The organism is Deinococcus proteolyticus MRP (assembly GCF_000190555.1).
Lineage (GTDB): Bacteria > Deinococcota > Deinococci > Deinococcales > Deinococcaceae > Deinococcus > Deinococcus proteolyticus.
This window is the reverse complement of the sequence record NC_015169.1, coordinates 1-21,949: the sequence shown is the minus strand read 5'-3', so window position 1 is coordinate 21,949 and position 21,949 is coordinate 1. Positions and strand designations below refer to the sequence as shown.

The window sequence follows — 21,949 nt, the reverse complement described above, 5'->3', positions numbered from 1 at the left end:
TTTAAGGAGTCTGGCCAGCTGGCCGGCAACCCACGGCGTCCCGGAGCCGCTTACAACGACTCCGCCAACCGCTGAAAGAGGGGCGGCACATCCGGACGGGCCCCACCGTCTGCCCAGCCGAAGCGGGCGTCCTGTACCTGCGCTGCCGGGCCGGTCGCCACGCCCAGACCCCTGGGGAAGCGGGCAGACCAGTCCTCCACCTGCGTGACCGGTTCAGCGTCCGCAAAGGTCCCAGCGTCTGCAAAGGTCCCAGCCCCCGTAGCATTGCCTGTAACAGTGCTGGAAACCGGGCCAGCGAACAGTACCCGCAGCTGCAAGTCAGGCGCGACCACTCGGTCCAGCCAGCCGAAGCGGGCCTGGGCGGGAAGCTGTTCCAGGGCTTCCGGGCCACCTGGCCCTGTCCAGGCGGACCAGTGCCCAGGCCGCAGCCGTAGCGTGACCTGTTCCAGCTCGCCCAGCGCCCCGAAACTGCCGACGAACAGCCGGGTCAGGTCGTAGCCCTGCACGTTCTTGACCGTGCGTCCCCCGGCCTGAATGCGGCGTCCAGATGGGGAATGGAAGGTCAGCCCCAGCACATCCGCCGAGAAGAAGAACAGCTGCCCGAAGCCGCCGCGTGTCACCAGTCCGCCTACCCCGCCCGGCAGCTCCAGCGGAGGCACCGGCGGCAGCAGGCCAGGGGGCAGAGCGGCGTACAGCTCGGCGCAGGAGCAACTGGCACTCACGGTCACGGTCTGGTCAGCGGCGTTCAGCTCAAGCACCGACATGGGGCTCCTCCCCTCTTACGGGGCGCGCGGCGCGTGGTGGCAGCAGCTTGGCCGGGTTAAGCCGCCCGGCAGGGTCCAGAGCGTCTTTGACAGCCCAGTAGGCGGCAGCTGTGCTGGGGTCTACCGCCTCAGCCATAAAGGCCCGCTTCATGGAGCCGATACCGTGTTCGCCACTCAGCACGCCGCCGTGGCGCAGCGCCACCTGAGCGATACGGTGCGCCAGCTCATGCACCTGGGCTGGGTCGTCCTGGCGGGGGTCGAACAAGATGTTGGGATGCAGGTTGCCGTCTCCGATGTGCCCGAACTGCACCAGCGGAAACCCGTAGGGCGCAGCCACCGCCTGGATTTCGGCCACCACCTGCGCCAGCTGCGAGCGCGGCACGGCGATGTCCTCGTTCATGCGCGCCGGGCGAATGCGGCCCAGTGCCGGCGACACCGAGCGCCGCGCCTGCCACAGCGCCGCCGCCTCCTGGGGGTTGCGGGCGCGGCGAACCTCTCCCCCGGCCGCCCGGAACGCAGCTTCCACCACTGCCAGCTCCGCTTCCACCTGGGCCGGGTCGTCGCCGTCGCTGTCTACCAGCAGCAGCGCAGCGGCGTGCCGGGGCAGGCCCAGGTTCAAGTAATCCTCCACTGCACCGATGCAGGCGGCGTCCATGAACTCCAGCTTGGCCGGCACCGCCCCGGCCGAAATGGCGGCACTCACAGCCGCGGCGCAGGCCTCCACCGAGCCGAAACTGGCCTGCAAGGTCAGAGTGTGCTGCGCCGGGGGCACCAGCCGTAGCGTGGCCTCCGTTATCAGCCCCAGGGTGCCCTCCGACCCGATCAGGAGGCCGGCCAGATCATAGGCGCCGCGGGACAGGTGGTGGATTTCGCCTTCCGCGTCCACCATCTGCAGGGCCTTGACGTAGTCACCGGTCACGCCATATTTGAAGCACAGCGGCCCGCCGGCGTTCTCACCCAAGTTGCCACCGATGGTACTGGTCCGCAGCGACGCCGGGTCGGGCGGATACATCAGGCCGTAGGGCCGCGCTGCCTCCGAGACGGCCAGCGTGACCACCCCGGCCTGAGCCACTGCTTCGCGCCGCTGGGGCAGAATTCGCAGGCTGGTCATACGGGTGAAACTGACCACCAGACTCGGCTGGGCCGGCGCAGCACCTCCGCTCAGGCCACTGGCGGCGCCGCGTCCGACCACGGGCACTCCGGCTGCGCGGGCAGCCCGGACCGCCTCTACCACGTCTTCCACCGTCTCGGGCAGGACAACGGCCAGCGGCCGCGTACCGAACTGAATAGCGTCGTAGCGGTAGCTGCTGCATTCGGCTGGGCGCAGCAGCACCTTGTCTCCGCCCAGCCGGCGCTGCAACCGGGCGAACTCGCCGGTAACCGTCACAGCTCGCCCCGGTAGGCCAGGTCCAGAATCTCAACCGTATGCAGGACCTGAACCCCACTTCCCTGCCGCCGGACATGGGTGGAAATCTGGGTATGACATCCGATATTGCCTGAAGCGATAAGGTCCGGCTGCACCGACAGGATATGCCCTGCCTTGAGCCGGCCCAGCTGCCCTGCCAGTTCCGACTGCTCAATGTTGTATGTGCCTGCTGACCCACAGCACAGGTCGCCGTGTGGCACTTCCAACACTTCGACGCCATCAATCCAGCTCAGCAGCTCTCGCGGTGCACGGCGAATCCCCTGTGCATGGGCCAGGTGGCAGGCGTCATGGTAGGCCACCCGCAGCGGCCGGGCGGCCGGCAATGTGGGCCGGAGCTCTCCCCTGCTCAGCAGGCCACCCAGGAACTCGCTCACGTCCTGCACCTGAGCTGCCAAGGCTTCAGCCTGCGCCTGTTCAGGTAGGCCGCGCACCACCACCGGATACTCTTTGAGCCCGGCGCCACAGCCAGCTGCGTTACTGATGATGGCCATGTATTCTCCCCCTCCGAAAGCTTGCAGATTGCGCCTGACCTGCTGCAGCGCCAGCCCACGCTCTCCGGTATGGAGCGCCGCCGCGCCGCAGCATCCCTGTCCAGCCGGCACCGCCACCTCAAAGCCATTAAGGGTCAGTACCCGGATGGTCGCCTCATTAAAGTTGGGCGCCAGAGTTTGCTGGGCGCAGCCAGCCAGCAGGGCGACCCGGCCGCGCTTCTGTCCCTGCGCCGGGTAGAGGGGGCGCCACTGGGTGCGCTGGAGTAACCGGTCTGGCAGCAGGTCCAGGGCAGGTTTCAGCGGGGCTGGCAGCAGTGGTGAGAGCGGCTTGACGTACTGCCCCAGAGTGGCAGCGGCATGAAAGACCTGAGGCGAAGGCAGCACCCGGAGAACCACCGCCCGGCGAGCTTCCTCAAGCACGGGGCGCTGGCGCTGCGGCTCGCTCCACCCTCTGAAACTGGTGATCAGCTCACCGTAAGGCACCCCGCTGGGACAGGCCGTGACACAGCCCTGACAACCTAGGCAGCGGTCCAGATGGGGAGCAGCGTCAGCCAGCTCCAGATCCCCTTCCAGCACTTCCTTCATCAGGACAATGCGGCCACGTGGACTGTCCATTTCGTCGCCCAGCAGTGCGTAGGTGGGACAGGCCGGAAGGCAAAAGCCACAGTGTACGCACGCCTCAACGGCGTGGGCCATGACCTCGCCCTGTGGGCCGAGCTCGAATACAGGCACTTCGTGATTCACGGTGCCAATAGTGTACCCGCTGTCCCTCTGCAGAGCCGAGCCGGAACCCTCAAGTTCGGAATTCAGAAGAGCGAACCCCGCTACCGATTTACTCGGCATGTTCTGGGAAGAGCGGTTGGAGAATTACTCCTCAACCTCAGAACATGGAGACAGAAAAAATCCCACCGAGACATTGAAAATTTTTAGATACGCCAGGTATTGGGAGGCAGAAACGACATGCCGAGTAAATCGGTAGTGGAAGCCCTATCTGACCCGATTTACTCGGCATGTTCACCCGATTTACTCGGCATGTTTGCAACCGACATGCCGAGTAAATCGGTAGTGGAAGCCCTATCTGACCCGATTTACTCGGCATGTTCACCCGATTTACTCGGCATGTTCGACTGAGTTATCCACAGGCCAACGCCCGATTTACTCGGCATGTTCACCCGATTTACTCGGCATGTTTTTGTAATTCCACCCGATTTACTCGGCATGTTCACCCGATTTACTCGGCATGTTTTTTGTAATTCCACCCGATTTACTCGGCATGTTCACTCAAATTTTGTCGTCCAGCACGCAAGTTGCCCTGCAGCCCTTGATGATGATCATCATATATCTTTTAAAAGATCAAATACATCAAAGAACATCATCAGATGCTTCGCCCTGCTCACTGGGTCATGACTTGGGCCGGGTCATACTCTGGCCAGGTCTTGGGTATAGTGCGGCAAAGGGGAATACACTTGTCACGCTCTGGCAAACTCAAAGCCGTTCCGCCCACTCCACCCGCACAGTTGGACCGTTTCGATGAAGCCAATTCCGCCCGGCTAGGTCTGATTTGTGTCCAGGAACGTATTCCTGATGACTACACTCGCTGGGATATCGAATTCATGGTGGATGAGCGACCAGCGCGGCTGACCTGTATTTCGCCGGGCGAGTATGGTGGAGTTCCTCATGGTCTAGACGGAGATTTTGCGACCATCCTGAATGTGATGTACCTCGAGCAGGGCGCTCCAGAATCCGGAATTGTCCATACTACGGCTTATCAGCTTCTACAGAGAGCTGGTTTCCCTGATTCTGGACAATATTATCAATCTCTTCAGGAGAGTTTGGACCGTTTGAAAGCCGCTACTTACACTGCCAGCGAATCCTGGCGTGACCATAAGAGGCAACGTTGGACCACAGTTAAGTTCAATATCATCGAGCGCATTACTGCGGAAACACAAGACGGGCTAGGTTTTGGCAGTGGAACAACGCTTAAGATTCAATTGGCACGCCCTGTGGTTGAAAGTATTAGGGAGAAATATCTAAAGCCTTTAGATATGAGCTTTGTTCTAAGTTTAAAACGCTCTCTCACCCGCAGCCTTTACAGAGTATTGGATGCCCATCGCTATCAACCTGGAGCTGAAATGCAGGCTGCTGCGGAATTTCGTATTAATCTTCAGCAATGGGCTAGGGAATGCAAATTACGTGAAACTGTGCCGGCGCGCATTAAGCGAAATCTTGAAAGTGCCCACAAAGAACTTCTTGAGCGTGGCTATCTTTCTTCCGTAGATTATGAAGGTGCCAGGGGCGAGACTGTCATCATTTATAGATTTGGCGATCTTCCCACCAGCACTCCCGCACCTGAGCCGGTGATTGAAGTTGTTCCGGATGCTCCAGTAACAGATGCCTTGCGGCGCTATGGTGTAGCTCCTACTGTCGCACGCAAACTGGTTTCTGAGTATGGAGAAGCACTGGTAACTCAGAAACTTGAGAAATTCGAAGCCATGATCAAGAGTGGTTACCAGGCTCGTAAAAAAAGCGCCCTACTTGTAGACGTTATCAGGGATATTTCGGGCAAGTACGCTGATCCTGAGGGGTATCAGGCGGAGCCCAAGCGGGCTGAAGCTTCTCTTCAAGCTGCTAGTATTGCTAAAAGGATAGAAGCAGAAGAAGCCCAGCTTAATCGCCAGCTTGAAAAAGAATTTCTAGGCCTTGATAAATCCGAACAGGCCGCTCGGGCCCTGAATCAGGTTCGAATGTTTATCGGCCGCGAAGTATCGGAAAAGTCTCTCAAGGCGCTTCTCAAATCGATGCACGAAGGAGAGGTTGAGCCATACGAAATTTACCGCACCGTTATCCGGGCGGCCTCTGAGCTCCGTCTGGGAGATTTTGCCCATGAGATTCGAGAGGCGTACGGCGATTAGACGACGGATGCTTCTTGCGGCTCCTGTAAGGTGTCCTAAAGGCCTTGCAGGAGGAATTGTGGCCTTGGGGCTGGGGCAAGGGTTTGCAGGCCCCTTAATAACGTTTACAGGGGCCTGCCTCTCAGCTGGATTCATTCAGAATCTTATGCAACTCTTCCAGAAGCCGTTCTACCCGTTGCTGCTTCCGGATGGGCAGGCGGGCCAACTGACGCGGCTTAAGCTGCTGGCGTACATCGCGGGCGAGTTGCTGAACGCCCGAGATTTCCTTCCCTTGCAACTGAACGATCCTTTCGCGCAGCTGCTGGGCACTCCACCCTTCCGCCAAGGCTTGCCGTAAAAGCTCTCCCCTTTTGGGATGGTCTTCCAGATCCAAAAGGGCCAGAGCTGCTTGTTGACTGAGCCCTTCTCGCATGGCCTGGCGCTCGTCAGGTGTCAGTTCCAGCAAGCGCGATGAACGGACCAGAGTGGCCAAGCTAGGAAGGCCCAGGGCCTTAATCCACTGTCCAACCCGCCCCTCTGGTGACCCCTCTGCAAAGTCAGGGCCTGTATCGCGGGCACGAATCAGAACGCTGCGTAACTCCCGTACCGGCACCTCCAGACGGTTGGCCAGCTGATCCAAAGAGGCGAACAGGAGATCAATGCCGCTGACCGACTCGCGCAGCTCATTCTCTTCGCGCGCTATACGCACAATCTGGTCGTCATCCAACTCATGTACCAGGGCACTGATGTGGGTCAGACCGGCAGCTTTGGCGGCTCGCCAACGCCGTTCACCGGCAATCAGTTCATAGAGGTTGCTGGAGGATTTCCGCCGCAGCACAATCGGTTGGAATACGTCTCCGAAGGACTGGATACTCTGTACAAGTGCCTCGAACGCCGGCCCCTCAAAGGCTGAGTCACCGGTCGCATATCCCCGTGGATTGTGGCCTGGAATCACCACGATTTGGTCCAGTTCAACTTGATCTACACCTTCGCGCCGGTAGTTTTCTACAGCTTTTCCTAGATTGATGCGGGAAGCAGCACTGACCTTTTTTGCCATCAGATGACCTCCAGCAGATGGTCCAGAACAGCGTTCAGCTCCTGGGTGGCCGGGTTACCCGGTTGGTCCAGGGCCACAGCCCCGCGCGCAGGGAGCACGTCCCGGAAAATGGCGGGGCGCTCTGTGACGGGTGGCGATATGGGAGCTAGGTCGCTCAGCTGCTGGGCCACCATCTCGTAGATCTCGCGGTCCTGCGTACGCTGCTTGTTGTAGACGGTTGGAATAAAAGAAGCGATCTGCAGCGAGGGATTGAGGCGCCGACACTGCGCCAGCACCTGCGTCACATTCTCAATATTTTCTACCGACTTGATATGGGTAGGCATTGGAATGACCGCAGCGTCCGAGGCGACCAGGGCGGCACGTGTCAGACCACCGTTGCTGGGTGGTGTGTCAATCAGTATGTAGTCGTAATCCGCCTCTAGGCGGTGCAGGGCGTCCCGTAGGCCGATAAGGAGGCTGTCATCCGTCATCAGGATGTTGTCCAGTGAACGCAGCTGCTGATGGGCAGGAATGACGCGCAGGGCAGGCATCCGCTCTGGGATAAACGGCTCGGGGAAGTCATTTTCCGCCTCCTGCAAGATGATGTTGAGGGTCGCTCCCAGGCGGTGAGCCTTGCTGGACGGATCATCCAGCAGGCCCATGCGGCGCGTCAGGCTGCGCTGCGGGTCAAGGTCGATCAGCAGAACCCGGTTGGCCGAACCTGCCTCGTTCTGGCGGGTGGAAAGCAGATAGCCCAGTTCAGCCACCATAGTGGTCTTGGTGGCTCCACCGGCCTCATTCCAGAAACTAAGTATTTTCATGGGGCTCCTCGTGTTAGCGGGAAAAATCCGAGATTCCGGCAATGACCGAAACATAGGAACATTGCCACTTTCAACTTGAAAGTATACGGCGCACCTCTCGGACTGGCGCAGTGGCAAGCCGGTTCTGAGAGCCGGGGAGCGCACATTTACCAGCTCTGGTGCCAGCTCTGGAAGATGCCGACGCCATAGCCACCCGGGTTGGAGGTGACTTTCAAGTTGAAAGTGGTGGGCGGCGTGGCAGGCTCGCTCCTGGCAGGACAGACCTATAGTAGAAACTGTGACCGCCTTTCCCCCCTCAGTTCGCCGGACTGTCACTCACTCCGGAACCCGCATCTACACCCTGGAAGTGGACGCCTACCGTTCCCTGCCTGTCAACGTGTTCGTGATTCTGCGCGGCCCCGTCTCGCAGCCAACGTACCGGGCACTGGTGGACACAGGCAGTGAGCGGCCCGCCTGTTTCCAGCAGATTCTGGGTGGTCTGGATCACCTGCATTCCACGTATGGTGAACAGGTTGGCCTGGAGGCACTGGACCGCATCATCCTGACCCATGAGCACCCGGACCACATCGGGGGACTGCCTTTGCTCCAGAGACATACTCGTGCGCCCCTGGCTGCCCATCCGCTGGCTGCCGAGTCCCTCCGTGATCCGCTCGATGCGCAGCAGCGCTCCTTAAGCGTGCAGCAAGAGGTCTATCGCTGGGTGGGCCTTCCTGAAGAGATGTCTGCCGCCTGGCTGGCGACCCAGAAAAGGCCGGTGATTCCAGCAGGCGTGACTGTAGCCACTGAGCTTTCCCTACAGGAGCTGCTTGACGGCTTTATTCAGGTCATTCATGTTCCTGGTCATGCTGCCGGCCAAGTGGCACTGGGCATAGATGAAGTATTGCTGACGGCAGACCACCTGCTCCCTGGAAGCTTACCTCCGCTCTGGCCAGAGCGGCTTCGGCCCTTCCTGGGACTGAACCATTATCTGCGCTCACTCAGGGCAGTTGAACAGCGTCCTGGGATTCGCCAGGTACTTCCCAGTCATGGCTTGCCGATAGACCGGCCTGACCAGCGGGTCGAGGCGGTGCGGCAAAAAGTGATAGGTAAACTGGAGAGAGTGATAGAGCAGGTGGGGACCGCACCCGGCCGCACTATCTTCGAGATAGCGCAGGTGCTTTACCCGGACCAGCCTGCTCCACGGGCGCGGCTCCTCCTCAGCCAAACTGCTGCGCTGGTAGAGTATTTGGCAGAGCGGAACGTACTTACTGAAGCCCGGGGTAAGCAGGGAGCGGCCACCTGGACCCTAGGGGAACAAACCGCCGAGCTTGGGGTCTGAACTGCTGAAAGCGTTTGCCGACAGGCTAGATTGTCCAACTTTCATGTTGAAAGTCAGCGATCAAGGACATGCTGGCCGGCGAGGTTCCTGATCCCAGCAGGGTAGAGAGCCAGAGAAACGGCAGCAGGGTAGCAAACCGACTTTCACCTTGAAAGTTGATGAAAGTCGGGCCGTGCCTACCACAAGCAAAAGCCGCCCTGGGCAGGCGGCTCGGCTTTGCTAGATAAGGGGAAACTTAGTACAGGCTGCTGGCCTCACGGCCATATTCCTGCGGCTGGGCTTCGGCTTCACCTTTACCCTGCAGCTGCTTGATGCCTTCTTCCACGCGCTTACCGTAGTCCTCGTCGCAGGCATAGAAGTATTCCAGCATTTTCTTCTGGATGCGCTCGTCACAGCCGGCCAGCGCTCCGGAAAGGTTGCTGATCAGCTCGTCGCGCTCCCAGTCGGCGAAATTGCGGTACTGCATACCAGCCTGACCAAAGTTGTTGGGGCGGTCGATGCCTTCACGCACCAGCTGACCCTCTACGTAAGGGGTGTGGGGATTGTGCTCGCGGGGGGCTTCCTTAGGACCGCTCAGGATGCTGGGCTCATAGTTGACGCGGGCGTCCTGACCCGGGAAGGTGTCCACATGGTAGGCCATCTGGCCGTCACGCTGGTTGGTCGCCACCTGGCACTTGGGCCGGTTGATGGGCAGCTGCAGGTAGTTGGGGCCGACGCGGTAGCGCTGGGTGTCGGAATACGAGAAGGTGCGGCCCTGCAGCATCTTGTCGTCGCTGAAGTCAAGACCATCGACAAGCACTCCGGTGCCGAAAGCCACCTGCTCGGTTTCGGCAAAGACATTCTCAGGGTTGCGGTTTAGGGTCATAGTCCCTACGTGCCGCCAGGGGAACTGCTCGCGGGGCCAGATTTTGGTGTCGTCCAGGGGGTCGAAGTCCAGCTCAGGGTGAGCGCCGTCTTCCATAATCTGTACGTACAGGTCCCACTGCGGGTAGTCGCCGCGCTCGATGGCAGCATGCAGGTCTTCGCTGGCATGGTTGAAGTTGGTGCTCTGGACCTTGTCGGCTTCTGCCTGGGTCAAGTTGCGCACACCCTGCTTGGGCTCCCAGTGGTACTTGACCAGCACACCCTCACCGGCTTGGTTGTACCACTTATAGGTGTTCACGCCACTGCCCTGCATATGACGGTAAGTTGCCGGAATGCCCCAGGGGGAGTACAGCAGGGTAATCATGTGCATCGCTTCAGGCGTTCCCGAGAAGAAGTCAAAGATGCGCTCCTGACTCTGAATATTGGTGGTGGGGCTGGGCTTCTGCGAGTGAATCAGGTCTGGGAACTTGATGGCGTCACGGATGAAAAAGATTTTGAGGTTGTTGCCGACCAAATCCCAGTTGCCGTCTTCCGTATAGAACTTGACAGCGAATCCGCGCGGGTCACGCAGGGTTTCGGGGGAATGGGTACCGTGTCCCACAGTGGAAAACCGCACAAATACTGGGGTCTGCTTACCAGCTTCCTGAAACAGCTTGGCGCGGGTGTACTTGCTCACAGGCTCGTCGCCGACCTGGCCCGTCGCCTCGAAGACACCGTGAGCACCGGCCCCACGGGCATGCACAACACGTTCGGGAATACGTTCCCGGTCAAAGTGACTGATCTTTTCGATGAACTGGTAGTTCTCCAGGGTCATGGGGCCGCGGCTTCCGACCGTGCGGCTGTTCTGGTTGTCGTGAACCGGGTGCCCCTGACGGGTGGTCAGCGTCTCGGCTGCACGTCCCTGGTGAATCAGGTTCTGGTCTTGTTGAGAATCATTCCTATTCATAGGTCCACCTTACCCTAATGGGCCGGACTGGTAAAGGGAAATGTGATGGCCATTTGCTGACCTGAGCGTCTCGCTATGATCTCTGCTTCGCGACTGAAGAGCGCGGCCTCAAGAGACGTCTCTAAAGGTTTCCCCCCCGCATCTTGTGAGTTGGATAAATAACCTTTAGGTGGTTCTCAGGTCCAGGACTGGTGAAGGCCACAAACTGCTATCCAGAAGTCAGCAGTTGGGCGCTCCACACTGGAGATTCCAACACTGACCTACCCGAAAGAGGAGATTCACGACATGAAAAAAGCAACTTACACTTTGCTGCTGACTGGCCTGCTGGCCGCCCCTATCACCGCTTCCGCTCAGACCGAGACCACCAGCGAAACCACCACCAGCACCACCTCCACCCCCGAAACCACCACCACCACTGTCGAGCGCGAAAACGACGGCTTTGACTGGGGCTGGCTGGGTCTGCTGGGTCTGGCTGGTCTGGCTGGCCGCCGCCGTGAGCCCGAGCATGTGGTCCGCACCGCTCCTGTGCACACCACCCCTACCCAGACCACTCACACCACTACCACCCACACCAACGACACCACCCGCCGCTAAGCGGACAGTCGCTGATTTTAGTCACACCAACAGGCTCCCAGTCGGGGGCCTGTTTTTGGTGGGCATCGCTGCTCATAGGCCTATAGGTTGAGATGCTGCCTGTTGCCGGACGGTATCCACGTTGCAGCACCAGCCCAACCCAGCGGAGTAGACTGGGCCGTTATCAGTGGGTGCGCCTCTGTGCAGGCTGCACTCAAGCTCAAAGGCAGTGCGCTGGTCCAAATGAGGCTGTCCTGGCTTATCCCGGCCCTGGGAAGCAGGAGGGGCCGCAGGGAGAGCACCTGCAGGAGGTGGAATGAAGGTATTCAAGGAGTTTTTCGGGTTCGCGTCGCTGGTCACGCTGGTCTGTCTGGCGGTGGCTGCCTGGGACGGTTATACCCGTGGCGGTGGTCTGGACGCCATGTGGCAGGCACTGGCCATCGCCGTACTGTTAGGCGTACTGGAAATTTCACTTTCTTTCGACAACGCTGTAGTTAATGCCACGGTGCTGCGGACCATGTCGCAGAAGTGGCAGCAGCGCTTCCTCACCTGGGGCATCCTGATTGCGGTCTTTGGGATGCGCTTTATCTTTCCTATTCTGATTGTGGCCCTGTCGGCAGGTCTGGGCTTCGGTGAAGTGGTCCGCGAGGCTTTCGCCAATCCGGAGCTGTACGCCGAGCATCTGGAACGCGCCCATGTCACCATCAGTGCGTTCGGCGGCGCCTTCCTGATGATGGTCTTCTTGAAGTACTTCATGGATGCCGCCAAGGACGTGCACTGGCTGCGCCGCGCCGAGCGGTTGCTGGCCCGCGCTGGCAAGCTGGATTCTATTCAGGGCATCATCGTTGGGGTACTGCTGCTGGCACTGGTGCACTACACGGTCGCCCCGGCGGAGCAGTTCTCAGCCCTGAGCGCCGGACTGGTGGGGCTGTTGGTGTATCTGATGATGGACACGGTCAGTAACTTGTTCGAGGTCGATGGTCTGACCGAGAAGAGTGGCGCTGCTGGCGCTTCGGCCTTCCTGTATCTGGAGATTCTGGACGCCTCATTCTCGCTGGACGGTGTCATCGGTGCTTTTGCCCTCACGAAAGATGTGGTGCTGATTGCCGCTGGTCTGACCATCGGAGCCATTTTTGTGCGGTCACTGACCATCATGATGGTCAAAAAGGGCACCCTAGAGGCCTACCGTTTCCTAGAACACGGCGCCCACTACGGCATTGGCGCTCTGGCTACCATCATGCTGCTGAGTATGAACCGCGATGTACACATTCCTGAGCTGGTCACGGGGCTTATCGGGGCCGGCTTCATCGGTCTGGCCATCTGGAGCAGTTTGCAGGCCAACAAACGCGACCGGCAGGCGCGACTGAACTGACCCCTTTGCCCTTCTCCCACGTCCGGCCCATCTGCGACAAGCGGGTGGGCCTGTTTGTAGGTACGCTGTCCCAGGGTTTAGTAAACACCTGGTAATAGGGGAGAAGACCAATTCTCTATAATGCCACCTGATGATTCTGCCTGGCAGTGACAACGGAGAGCCTTCGAGTTCCCGTTCCGCTTTTTCCACAATCTTGCTGGCGCTCCCCTGCGTCCCGAGCGGTCTGACAGGTGCCTGGCAGAGCCGCTGGGGTGAAGTATGACTGCGGCCGGTGTGTGGGCGGCAGCGATTCCCCTGCTGATTCTGCTGGTCATGGTGGCTGTCAACGCGCTGTATGTGGCGGCCGAGTTCGCTACCGTCGCTTCCCGGCGCTCACGCGTGCAGGAAATGGCCGAAAGTGGTGACTCTGCTGCGGCCGACCTGAGCAGCATTTTGCGTGACGCGCAGAAACTGGATACCTATGTGGCGGGCTGCCAGATTGGGATTACGCTCAGCAGTCTGTTGGCCGGTGCTTTTGGTCAGTCGCAGCTGTCGCCTCTGCTGACCCCTTACCTGGGTGCTTTCGGGGGGGCAGCTGCATCGGCTGTCGCCGTGCTGCTGCTGATTACGGTTCTGCAGGTGGTACTGGGAGAGCTGCTCCCCAAGACGGTGGCCCTGCGCTACCCCGAGCGACTTTCTTTGGCTGTGCTGCGCCCCATGCAGCTGTCTTTGCTGCTGTTCCGACCCCTGATTCTGCTGTTCAACGGTGCGGCTTTCGGGGTCATGCGGCTGCTGGGCCTGAATGTGAACCACAGTCATTCCCACGTCCACTCGCCGGACGAGCTGGAAGGCCTGTTCAAGGCCAGCGCGGCCGGCGGTCTGATTGACGCGGCCGAGCGAGACATGGTGGCTGGGGTCTTCAGCATCGAAGAGCGGGTGGTGCGCGAAATCATGACGCCGCGCATCCGGATGGTGTCGGTGCGGGCAGACATAGGCGTGCGTGCCGCCCTACGTGAGCTGGCCGGGACGCCCTACACCCGCTTTCCGGTGGTCGGTGAATCGGTGGACGACCTGCGCGGCATGGTCTCCCTGCGGCGGCTCTATCAGATGTCCGAAGCGGCGCCGGATGTCCCGGTTTCTCAGGTGATGACCCCACCGCTGGTGGTGGCCGACGCCATGCCGGTGGGGGATCTGTGGCGCAAGCTGAGCGAAATGGGCCGGCCCAACGCCGTGGTGGTGGACGAGTACGGCGGTGTGGCCGGATTCGTCACCCTTGAAGACGTACTGGAAGAGATTTTCGGGGAAATGCAGGACGAATTTGACCAGGAAGACGAGCTGATGACACAAAACGGTACCCGCATCACCGCCCGGGGCGACGTGCTGCTGGAAGTGCTCAACCACCGCTACGGCTTGGAGCTGCCCGCTGAGGACGTGGATACGGTGAGCGGACTGATGTGGAGTGAGCTGGGCCGTCTGCCGGCTGTGGACGACCAGGTTGCAGTGGGCGGCCTGGTGATGCGGGTCGAGGCGATGGACCGCCGCGCTGTTCGCCGTGTCAGCTTCGATTTGCCCAGCCCCGGGCCAGACACTGAGCTGCTGGAGGTGCAGCCGTGAGCGGCGCCCTAACGTATCTGGTGCCGCTGCTGGTCATTCTGGCGCTGGTGGTGTTGAACGGCCTGTTCGTGACGGCGGAATTCTCGCTGGTGGGGTCGCGGCGCAGCCGGATGGCAGCGCTGGCCGAGTCCGGCAACGGGTCTGCCCGGCAAATGTTGGAAGTGTTCGACCGCCCCATGGGCAAGGACCGCTACGTGGCGGTGGCGCAGCTGGGCATTACGCTGGCCTCCATCGGGCTGGGGATGTACGGCGAGCAGCAGGTGGCCAGCTGGCTGTATCACCCGCTGGAAGAAGGTGGGCTGAGCTACGCGGCGGCGCACACCATGGGCACGGTCATCAGCCTGAGCCTGATTACCTTTATGCATGTGGTGTTCGGGGAGATGATTCCCAAAGCGCTGGCCCTGCAGACGCCCGAACAGGTCAGCCTGCGCATCTACCCGCTGATGCGGACCTTTTCGCTGATCTTCCGGCCCCTGGTCAGCCTGCTGAACTGGATTGCCGTGGGTCTGATGCACCTGCTGGGCATCAAGGACCCGGGCGACGACGCTTCGCTGTACACCTCCAAGGAGCTCTCTATCCTGACCGAGGAAAGCACCGAAGGCGGGCAGCTGGCAGAAGGGCAGCGCGACCTGATCCAGAACATCTTCGCGCTGGAGGAACGCACTGCTGAAGAACTGATGACCCCGCGCACCCGTATCGAGGCGATTGACGTGACCACCAGTTTCCAGGACATCAGTGACCTGATCGTGCGCTCGCCGCGCAGCCGCTATCCGGTGTACGACGGCAGCTTGGACCAGGTGGTGGGTGTGCTGCTGGCCAAAGATTTTATCCGGGCGCGGGTGCGCGGACATGTGCCGCCATTGCCGCAGCTGGTCCGCCGTCTGGCCAGTGTCTCAGCCACGGCGTCGGCAGAAGACCTGCTGGCCCTGTTCAAGCGTGAACGTATGCACGCTGCGCTGGTGGTTGACGAATACGGCGGCACCATGGGCCTGGTGACCATGGACGACCTGATTGCGGATGTCATCGAAGATGAAGACCCGCTGCTCAGCGACTGGATCCGGGTCCAGAGTGACGGCTCCTTGCTGCTGGACGGTGAAGTGACCCTGTCCGAACTGCGCGAAGATCACAGTATTGATATTGAGAGTGAAGAGGCGACCACCATTGCCGGCGTGCTGCTGGCCGAACACGGGACGCTACCCAGTGTGGGGACTTCGGTCAGCTTGCCCGGCTATGACCTGAGCGCCGAGGAGGTGCAGGGACTGAAGATTACCCGTGTGCTGCTGCGGCCCCGGCCTGAGGGAGGCCCTGCAACGGTGGAAATGCAGGTTTGAGAGGGGCCTGAGCAGGCGCAGTGCGGGTCCTGCCATGACCCTCTCAGCTGGCCGGATTCAGAGGGATGGCGCGGGCACATAACAGTTGCGCCCCAGCATCTTGGCCTGATAAAGCCGCTGGTCTGCCAGACGCAGAATTTGCGCTGGAGTGTGCGCTTCGGTCAGCGAGGCTGCCCCGATGCTGATGGTCACTCCGGGCAGGCCGTCTGAGCTTGGCTGCTGCACTGCCCTGAGCAGCTGCTCCAAGTGCTGCGACTGGTTCTGCGGCTGCGTGTAGGGCAGCAGCACCACAAATTCCTCGCCGCCCCAGCGCCCCACCAGATCAGTTCTGCGCACCGCTTGAATCAGGCTCTGGGCGACGTGGCGCAGGACCCGGTCACCGGCCTCGTGGCCGAGCTGATCGTTGACCTCCTTGAAATGGTCGATGTCGACCATCAGAACCAGGCCGTAGGCGTCGGGCTGCGCCACCAGAGCCTGCAACTGCTCCTCGGTGCTCCGCCGGCTGGCGGCTCCCGTCAGGGTGTCGGTGGCGAGCTGGCCCTGAAGGCGCAGGTTCTGCCACTGTTCTTCCAGCACGTAGTGGCTGTAAATGACGCTGAAGCGCAGAACCAGCAGCGTGATGCCTACCAGCAACACTTTGAAAAGGTCGAACTGTCCCGAAACCACGTCAATGGCGAGATACAGCCCGAACAGCACGGCCGGGAAACCAGTAGCGATGCGCAGCGGCAGCATGCTGGGCATCAGGGCGCTCAGGATAATCAGTTCCAGGGTCAGCAGAATGCCGGGGGGACCGCCCAGCCAGGTGGTCTGTGCCATATCGCCCAGCAGCCGGAAAACCAGCGCGCCGATGCCCAGCCAATGGACGAAATTGACCTTGACGTCGGGACGACGGTTCAGCCACCAGGTGAGGGCCATGACCGCAGCGGTGAACCCCCCCAGTCCTCCCTGGAAGTGGTCACCATCCAGCCAGGACAGGACACCGACCTGCAGATTGAGTATCACCGCGCTAGCGGCCAGCCCCCGGAACCACTGGCGGCGCTTTTCATCGTGGGGATGATAAACGCGGGGCACAGCTTCCATACTTGGACTCTAGTCGCTGCAGCATTACCAGCATCGCACATTTGCTGCCGGACAACGCCGTGGCCATCTCTGCCGACTTGGACTACGGCCGCGCCCGCCGGACACCGGGCCGCTGTTCGGAGAAACTGCCGGTATAGCGGTTTCGTGCCGCTCGGCGACGCAGAGGCAAGGGAGGGAATATCCCCCCTAGGCTCGATGCTCACAAAGACCCACCTATCCTGCTCGCCAGCCCTCCTGAACGCTGAGATGAGCTGGTACTCGCCCTCGCCACTCGCGGCGGAGTCGTGGCCGCCCGTCTGCAGCAGGATTTCGGGTGCGGATGCCAGCGGTTCGGTAGCGATCACAGCACCTGCCTCCTTAGTTCTTCGTCCCTGCTGCGGAAGCTGTCTGCCAGGGTGTCTGCCAGGGCGCGGCCAGTACCCGTGCCACAGGAATGGAGGCCCCGAATACGGCGCTGCTGGCCCTGAACCGATGGCCGATGAAAGGGGTTTCCGAGGGCACTTTGAAGAATTTTGCAGAGGTCACATCTCCGCATGAGCGCTCCGGCAGCAGCAAGAGGTAATCAGTCCACTTTGTTTTTTACAGCGGCAGCGTAGAACAGGGTATGACTGATTTGAAGCTCTCTGTGTTAGACCTGTTCCCCGTCAGTGAGGGAATGACACCGGGGGAAGCCCTAGAAAATAGCCTTAAGTTGGCAGAGGCGGCGGATTGTTATCAATACTCACGGTATTGGGTGGCCGAGCACCACAACACCGAAACCTTCGTCAGTTCGGCCACCGAGATTCTGCTGGGTCTGGCCGCACAGCGCACCCAGCGTATCCGCATCGGGTCGGGGGGCATCATGCTGCCGAACCACTCGCCGCTGAAAGTGGCCGAGAACTTCCTGACGCTGGAAGCCCTGTTTCCGGGCCGGATCGACCTGGGCCTGGGCCGGGCCCCCGGCACCGATGGCCGCACCGCTCTGGCGCTACGCCGCGCTCCTGACGCCCTGGCGACCGACGATTTCGGGGCGCAGATTGCCATGTTGCAGGCTTTTGCCGGGGAAGCCGAGTGGCCGGGCACCTCGCTGTTCAGCACGGTGCAGGCTCACCCGCAGGGGCCGCTGCCACCGCTGTACATCCTGGGGTCCAGCCTGTTCGGTGCCCAGCTGGCCGGGCGACTGGGCCGGCCCTACGCCTTTGCCTACCACTTCAGCGGATTCGACCCGCGTGAGGCGCTGGACACCTACCGCCGGCACTTCCGCCCCAGCCAACATCTGGCGGAGCCGTACGCCATTCTGGGCGTGAATGCCGTGGCGGCCCCCACCACAGCCGAAGCCCACGAACTGTCGCTGACGGGCGCCGCTCTGGCCCTGGGCATCGCTGCGGGCCGCCGTGGGCCGCTGATGAGCCCTACGGATGCCCGTGAGTGGCTGAAGCAGATGGAAGTCGCGCCGCAGCAAATGCTGAAAAAGGCCGTCATCGGCAGTGGGGAAGAGGTCTGGGCTGGGCTGCAGGGCCTGGCGGCAAGCACCGGCGCCCAGGAACTGATGATCACCACCCATACCCATGACCCGCTGGCCCGGCGCCGCAGCTACCGGCTGATCGCCCAGGCTGCTGGTCTGATGGACGCGCCCGCAGCAGAGTCAACTGCGGCTGCCGGCGGAGTTTAAGCACTCCAGCGCTTAGGCGGCAGCGCTAGAGCGCCAAAGTAAAGGCCCCGCTCCACTGGGGAGCCGGGACCTTTGAGGAGCTGGGGCCTTCGCATTGGGAAACGCAGAAACTGGTTTAGAACGCCGGCACCACTGCGCCTTTGTACTTGTCCAGAATGAACTGGCGCACTTCTTCGCTTTGCAGTGCTTGCACCAGCTGGTTGTAGCGGGGGTCGTTCAGCATCTCGGGCTTGCCGGCCAGGAAGTTGGCATAGGGGCTGTCGGCATCTTCCAGCAGCAGCGAGTCTTCCAGGGGGTTCAGGTCCGCTTCAAGGGCGTAGTTGGTATTGATGACGGCAGCGTCCACGTCGGCCAGCGAGCGTGGCAGCTGGGCCGGTTCCAGTTCACGGAACTCCAGCTTCTTGGGGTTCTCGGTGATGTCCAGCACGGTGGCGCTGATGCCAGCTTCAGGCTTCACCGTCAGCAGGCCGCCCTTTTCCAGCAGCTTCAGGGCGCGGCCTGAGTTGCTGGGGTCGCTGGAGATGGCGATGGTGGCGCCGTCCGGCAGGGCGCTGAGGTCGTTGTAGCGCTCGCTGTACAGACCCAGCGGCTCCACATGAATCTTGGCGCCGCCCACGATGCCCAGCGGCCGGTCGGCCTGGAACTCGTCAAGGTAGGGCTGGTGCTGGAAGTAGTTCAGGTCAATGCTGCCCTCGCCCAGCGCTACGTTGGGCTGCACGTAGTCGGTGAATTCCACGATTTGCAGGTCCAGGCCCTCGGCGGCCAGCTTCGGCTTGACGAACTCCAGAATCTCGGCGTGAGGCACGGGGTTGGCCCCCACGCGCAGCACCCCACCGGCGGCGGGCGTAGCAGCAGCTGCACTGGCCCCGGTGGCAGCGCCCGAAGCGGTGTCGGTCGTGGCAGTGCCGCTGGTGGTCGCCTGGCTGGTCGTGGTCTGAGTGGTCGTGGTGCTGGTGCTGGTGGTCTCGGTCGTTTCGGGAGCGGCGCAGCCGGCCAGCAGCAGGGTGAGGGTCAGGGCGGGTAGCGAACGGGCCGAGGAAGCAGGGAAAAGGGTCATGGTCAGGTTCCTTTCAACTTGAAAGTGGGTGGTGAGGCGGCGGGCTTCAGAAGGCGGGAATGACGCTGCCGCCGTACTTTTGCAGCAGCCAGTCACGCACCTGCGGGGTGGTCAGGGCGTCGGCCAGCCGGGCGATGTTGGGGTCGTCCGCGCGGTTCCCTGTGGTGGCCAGGACATTCACGTAGGGACTGTCTTTTTCCTCGTGCAAGATGGCGTCCCGGCTGGGGTTCAGCCCCACTTCCAGCGCGTAGTTGGCGTTGACGATAGAGGCGTCGGTATCGGCCAGCGAGCGCGGCAGCTGCGCGGCTTCCAGCTCCAGAAACTTGAAGCCCCTGGGGTTGCTTTCGATAGCCTCCAGGCCAGCATTGGCGGCAGCGCCGGGCTTGAGGGTGAGCAGTTGCCCCTGCTCCAGCAGTTTCAGGGCGCGGGCCTCGTTGCTGGGGTCGTTGGGAACGGCGATGGTGGCGCCGTCAGGCAGGTCGGCCAGGGCCTTTACCTTTTCGCTGTACAGGCCCAGCGGCGGCAGGTAAACCGGACGCACCGGCACGATGTTCAGCGGGCGGTCGGCCTGGAAACTGTCCAGATAGGGTTGGTGCTGAAACAGGTTGGCGTCCAGGCTGCCCTCGCCCAGCGCCGTGTTGGGGGTCACGTAATCGGTGAACTCGGTGATTTCGAGGTTGATGCCCTCTTTTGCCAGCTGGGGCTTGACGAATTCCAGCAGTTCACCGGCTGGCACGGGCGTGGCACCGACGCGCAGGGTGACGGATTCGCCGCTGGACGGTGCAGCGGCAGTGGCTGCCGTGCTGCTGGCCTGAGAGCTGCTGGCCTGGGAACTGCTCTGGCTATCGGCGGCACTGGCAGTACTGGCAGCCGAAGTCACAGTGGTTTCCGTGGTTTTGCTGTCGCAGCCGGCCAGCAGTGCCGTCAGCGACAGGGCCAGCGTGGCCAGAGCGGTCGGAGGAGGGGAGTAGCGCATCTTCGGGTGCTCCTTATGGTCGGGTGGGGTCATGCGGGGGGCAGTATTTCAGCGGTGGTCGGCGTGGTGCTCGGCACGGTCACCCAGCCACTGCACCAGCTGCACGATGAGCAGTAGGGCCACCACGGTCACGGTCATGGTGGCGGTGTCGAAGCGGTGGTAGCCGTAGCGGATGGCCAGGTCGCCCAGGCCGCCCGCACCGATGGCCCCAGCCACGGCCGAGTAGCCCAGCAGGCTGATGACCAGCACGGTGAAGGCGTGCAGCAGACCTGGCAGAGCTTCGGGCAGCAGCACCTTGGTCACAATCTGGCCGGTCGTGGCGCCCATGGCCCGCGCCGCTTCGGTCACGCCGGAGGGCACTTCGCGCAGTGAGCCTTCCACCAGCCGCGCCAGGAAAGGGACGGCGGCCACGGTCAGCGGCACGATGGCAGCGGTGCTGCCGATAGACGTGCCGACCAAGGCACGGGTAAGCGGAATCAGCACAATCATCAGGATGATGAAAGGAAAAGAGCGGCCCACGTTGACGACAGCGTCCAGCACCCGGAACAGGGCCGGGTTGGGCGTCAGGCCGCCGGGGCGGGTCAGGGTGAGCCATACACCCAGGGCAGTCCCCAGCAGCTGACCCAGCAGCGCGGAGGGAACCACCATCCACAGCGTCTCCAGAGTGGCTTTCCACAGCAGGGGCCACACGGCAGCGTCCAGGGTCATGCCACCACCTCGGGCCGGGTGGGCTGGACGCGGGTGTGCAGCTGCGAGTACAGGTCATGCAGGCTGAGCTGCTCAGGGGCGGCCAGCCAGACCAGGACCTGCTCACGGCCACCGATGACGGTGGGCTGGGCTTCGACCACCCGGCCGCCCAGCGCGGCCAGCTGAGCCAGCGCGGCCGCGTCCAACGCAGGCAGGGTGAGCTGACGCAGCGACTCGCCGGGAGCCAGGGCCACCTGCGGCTGATGTGCTCCCAGCAGGGCGCGGGTGGTTATGTGCTGTGGGCTGGCCAGCACCCGGCCGGTTTCCCCGCTCTCGACCAGGCGGCCGTGGTCCAGTACCGCCACATGGGTGGTGGCGCTGCGGACCACTTCCATCTGGTGGGTCACGATGATGAGGGTCAGGTCACGCTCCTGCTGAATACGGGTCAGCAGGTTGAGGATGCTGGCGCTGGTTTCGGGGTCCAGGGCGCTGGTGGCTTCGTCGGCCAGCAGCAGTTCCGGGTTCGTGACCAGGGCGCGGGCAATGCCCACCCGCTGTTTTTGCCCGCCCGACAGCTGGGCAGGGTAACGGTCCCCGAATCCTTCTAGCCCCACCTGTGCCAGCCCCTCGCGGGCCAGGGCCTCGCGGCGTGCCCGCGGCACTCCAGCGAATTCCAGGGGCAGGGCCACGTTCTGCACGGCGGTGCGCTGGGCGAGCAGGTTGAAGTGCTGGAACACCAGTCCGGTGCGGGCCTGGCGCTGGCGGCGCTGGGCTGGGGACAGGGTCAGCAGGTTTTCGCCGCCCAGGTACAGCTCGCCGCTGTCGGGCGTATCCAGGCCGCTCAGCAGCCGGACCAGGGTGCTTTTGCCGGCGCCGCTGCGCCCGATGATGCCTGTGCGGCTGCCACGCGGCACGCTGAGGGTGAAGTCTTCCAGCGCCGTGTGGGCGCCGAACCGTTTGGTGATGCCGCGCAGTTCCAGCGCCGCGCTGGGCTTGGCAGGAGCTGTAGGGGCAGAGCTGGAGGTGAAGGGGGTCGCTACGGTCACGGAATACCTCTTCGTGAGTGAGCGGT

General features: G+C 62.0%; 18 protein-coding genes. 7 read left to right on the top strand and 11 right to left on the bottom strand.

Annotated elements, in window-relative coordinates; all coding sequences use genetic code 11:
* Positions 1-50: 50 nt before the first annotated feature.
* Genes DEIPR_RS10360 through DEIPR_RS10350 form a run of 3 tightly spaced genes read right to left on the bottom strand, consistent with a single transcriptional unit; the run spans position 51 to position 3,425 of the window.
* A complete protein-coding gene (locus tag DEIPR_RS10360; protein ID WP_013622905.1) occupies positions 51-764 on the bottom strand; it encodes an FAD-binding oxidoreductase in 714 nt (237 codons plus the stop codon).
* Positions 751-2,151, bottom strand: a complete 1,401-nt coding sequence (locus tag DEIPR_RS10355; protein ID WP_013622904.1) for an FAD-binding oxidoreductase — start codon at positions 2,149-2,151, stop codon at positions 751-753. The genes DEIPR_RS10360 and DEIPR_RS10355 overlap by 14 nt, the downstream gene beginning before the upstream one ends.
* Complete coding sequence (locus DEIPR_RS10350) at positions 2,148-3,425, bottom strand: (Fe-S)-binding protein (protein WP_041222955.1); 1,278 nt, start codon at positions 3,423-3,425, stop codon at positions 2,148-2,150. Before DEIPR_RS10350 ends, DEIPR_RS10355 begins: the two co-directional genes overlap by 4 nt.
* A 773-nt stretch (positions 3,426-4,198) precedes the next feature.
* Between DEIPR_RS10350 and DEIPR_RS10340 the strand changes: the two genes are divergently transcribed.
* On the top strand, positions 4,199-5,593 hold the full coding sequence (locus tag DEIPR_RS10340; RefSeq protein WP_169310703.1) for a replication initiator protein A: 1,395 nt from the start codon (positions 4,199-4,201) through the stop codon (positions 5,591-5,593).
* 121 nt (positions 5,594-5,714) lie between these two features.
* On the opposite strand, the gene DEIPR_RS10335 is transcribed toward DEIPR_RS10340, so the two are convergent.
* Together DEIPR_RS10335 and DEIPR_RS10330 are read right to left on the bottom strand one after the other, a co-directional pair.
* Positions 5,715-6,629 carry a ParB/RepB/Spo0J family partition protein gene (locus tag DEIPR_RS10335; protein WP_013622900.1) on the bottom strand — a complete coding sequence of 305 codons (915 nt, stop codon included), beginning with the start codon at positions 6,627-6,629 and terminating at the stop codon, positions 5,715-5,717.
* Positions 6,629-7,429 (bottom strand): ParA family protein, encoded by an 801-nt coding sequence (locus tag DEIPR_RS10330; RefSeq protein WP_013622899.1) that lies wholly within the window; start codon positions 7,427-7,429, stop codon positions 6,629-6,631. The genes DEIPR_RS10335 and DEIPR_RS10330 overlap by 1 nt, the downstream gene beginning before the upstream one ends.
* A 277-nt stretch (positions 7,430-7,706) precedes the next feature.
* On the opposite strand from DEIPR_RS10330, the gene DEIPR_RS10325 reads away from it, so the two are divergent.
* Positions 7,707-8,747: an MBL fold metallo-hydrolase gene (locus DEIPR_RS10325; RefSeq protein ID WP_013622898.1), complete on the top strand. Its 1,041-nt coding sequence runs from the start codon at positions 7,707-7,709 to the stop codon at positions 8,745-8,747.
* A 235-nt stretch (positions 8,748-8,982) separates the two neighbouring features.
* Here the strand turns inward: DEIPR_RS10325 and katA are convergent, their stop codons facing one another.
* Entirely contained in the window at positions 8,983-10,557 is a 1,575-nt protein-coding gene (gene katA, locus DEIPR_RS10320) for a catalase (protein ID WP_013622897.1), read from the bottom strand.
* A gap of 285 nt (positions 10,558-10,842) precedes the next feature.
* On the opposite strand from katA, the gene DEIPR_RS10315 reads away from it, so the two are divergent.
* The 4 genes from DEIPR_RS10315 (at position 10,843) to DEIPR_RS10300 (ending at position 15,426) form a co-directional block, all read left to right on the top strand.
* Positions 10,843-11,151, top strand: coding sequence for a WGxxGxxG family protein (locus DEIPR_RS10315; RefSeq protein ID WP_013622896.1), 309 nt, complete (start codon positions 10,843-10,845; stop codon positions 11,149-11,151).
* Between the two features lie 295 nt (positions 11,152-11,446).
* A complete protein-coding gene (locus DEIPR_RS10310; protein WP_013622895.1) occupies positions 11,447-12,502 on the top strand; it encodes a DUF475 domain-containing protein in 1,056 nt (351 codons plus the stop codon).
* 258 nt (positions 12,503-12,760) lie between these two features.
* Positions 12,761-14,095: a hemolysin family protein gene (locus tag DEIPR_RS10305; protein WP_013622894.1), complete on the top strand. Its 1,335-nt coding sequence runs from the start codon at positions 12,761-12,763 to the stop codon at positions 14,093-14,095.
* Positions 14,092-15,426, top strand: a complete 1,335-nt coding sequence (locus tag DEIPR_RS10300) for a hemolysin family protein (RefSeq protein ID WP_013622893.1) — start codon at positions 14,092-14,094, stop codon at positions 15,424-15,426. Before DEIPR_RS10305 ends, DEIPR_RS10300 begins: the two co-directional genes overlap by 4 nt.
* Positions 15,427-15,483: 57 nt before the next feature.
* Here DEIPR_RS10300 and DEIPR_RS10295 read toward each other — a convergent pair whose 3' ends face one another.
* Positions 15,484-16,506 carry a GGDEF domain-containing protein gene (locus DEIPR_RS10295; protein ID WP_013622892.1) on the bottom strand — a complete coding sequence of 341 codons (1,023 nt, stop codon included), beginning with the start codon at positions 16,504-16,506 and terminating at the stop codon, positions 15,484-15,486.
* Positions 16,507-17,110: 604 nt separating this feature from the next.
* Here DEIPR_RS10295 and DEIPR_RS10290 point away from each other — a divergent pair.
* The gene (locus tag DEIPR_RS10290) at positions 17,111-18,157 is read left to right on the top strand and encodes an LLM class flavin-dependent oxidoreductase (protein ID WP_013622891.1); all 1,047 of its coding nucleotides are present in this window, start codon (positions 17,111-17,113) and stop codon (positions 18,155-18,157) included.
* A 115-nt stretch (positions 18,158-18,272) separates the two neighbouring features.
* Here the strand turns inward: DEIPR_RS10290 and DEIPR_RS10285 are convergent, their stop codons facing one another.
* From DEIPR_RS10285 to DEIPR_RS10270, 4 genes are read right to left on the bottom strand one after another with little or no spacing between them, the layout of a single operon-like run.
* A complete protein-coding gene (locus tag DEIPR_RS10285) occupies positions 18,273-19,214 on the bottom strand; it encodes a MetQ/NlpA family ABC transporter substrate-binding protein (protein ID WP_013622890.1) in 942 nt (313 codons plus the stop codon).
* Positions 19,215-19,260: 46 nt separating this feature from the next.
* Positions 19,261-20,223: a MetQ/NlpA family ABC transporter substrate-binding protein gene (locus DEIPR_RS10280; RefSeq protein WP_342626729.1), complete on the bottom strand. Its 963-nt coding sequence runs from the start codon at positions 20,221-20,223 to the stop codon at positions 19,261-19,263.
* 15 nt (positions 20,224-20,238) lie between these two features.
* Positions 20,239-20,898 carry a methionine ABC transporter permease gene (locus DEIPR_RS10275; RefSeq protein WP_013622888.1) on the bottom strand — a complete coding sequence of 220 codons (660 nt, stop codon included), beginning with the start codon at positions 20,896-20,898 and terminating at the stop codon, positions 20,239-20,241.
* Complete coding sequence (locus tag DEIPR_RS10270) at positions 20,895-21,923, bottom strand: methionine ABC transporter ATP-binding protein (protein WP_013622887.1); 1,029 nt, start codon at positions 21,921-21,923, stop codon at positions 20,895-20,897. The genes DEIPR_RS10275 and DEIPR_RS10270 overlap by 4 nt, the downstream gene beginning before the upstream one ends.
* Positions 21,924-21,949: the final 26 nt, after the last annotated feature.

Coding starts and splice junctions, on each gene's coding strand:
- DEIPR_RS10310 (WP_013622895.1), top strand. CDS start 11,447: ATGAAGGTATTCAAGGAGTTTTTCGGGTTCGCGTCGCTGGTCACGCTG.
- DEIPR_RS10285 (WP_013622890.1), bottom strand. CDS start 19,214: ATGACCCTTTTCCCTGCTTCCTCGGCCCGTTCGCTACCCGCCCTGACC.
- DEIPR_RS10305 (WP_013622894.1), top strand. CDS start 12,761: ATGACTGCGGCCGGTGTGTGGGCGGCAGCGATTCCCCTGCTGATTCTG.
- DEIPR_RS10295 (WP_013622892.1), bottom strand. CDS start 16,506: ATGGAAGCTGTGCCCCGCGTTTATCATCCCCACGATGAAAAGCGCCGC.
- DEIPR_RS10275 (WP_013622888.1), bottom strand. CDS start 20,898: ATGACCCTGGACGCTGCCGTGTGGCCCCTGCTGTGGAAAGCCACTCTG.
- DEIPR_RS10335 (WP_013622900.1), bottom strand. CDS start 6,629: ATGGCAAAAAAGGTCAGTGCTGCTTCCCGCATCAATCTAGGAAAAGCT.
- DEIPR_RS10290 (WP_013622891.1), top strand. CDS start 17,111: ATGACTGATTTGAAGCTCTCTGTGTTAGACCTGTTCCCCGTCAGTGAG.
- DEIPR_RS10330 (WP_013622899.1), bottom strand. CDS start 7,429: ATGAAAATACTTAGTTTCTGGAATGAGGCCGGTGGAGCCACCAAGACC.
- katA (WP_013622897.1), bottom strand. CDS start 10,557: ATGAATAGGAATGATTCTCAACAAGACCAGAACCTGATTCACCAGGGA.
- DEIPR_RS10280 (WP_342626729.1), bottom strand. CDS start 20,223: ATGACCCCACCCGACCATAAGGAGCACCCGAAGATGCGCTACTCCCCT.
- DEIPR_RS10360 (WP_013622905.1), bottom strand. CDS start 764: ATGTCGGTGCTTGAGCTGAACGCCGCTGACCAGACCGTGACCGTGAGT.
- DEIPR_RS10315 (WP_013622896.1), top strand. CDS start 10,843: ATGAAAAAAGCAACTTACACTTTGCTGCTGACTGGCCTGCTGGCCGCC.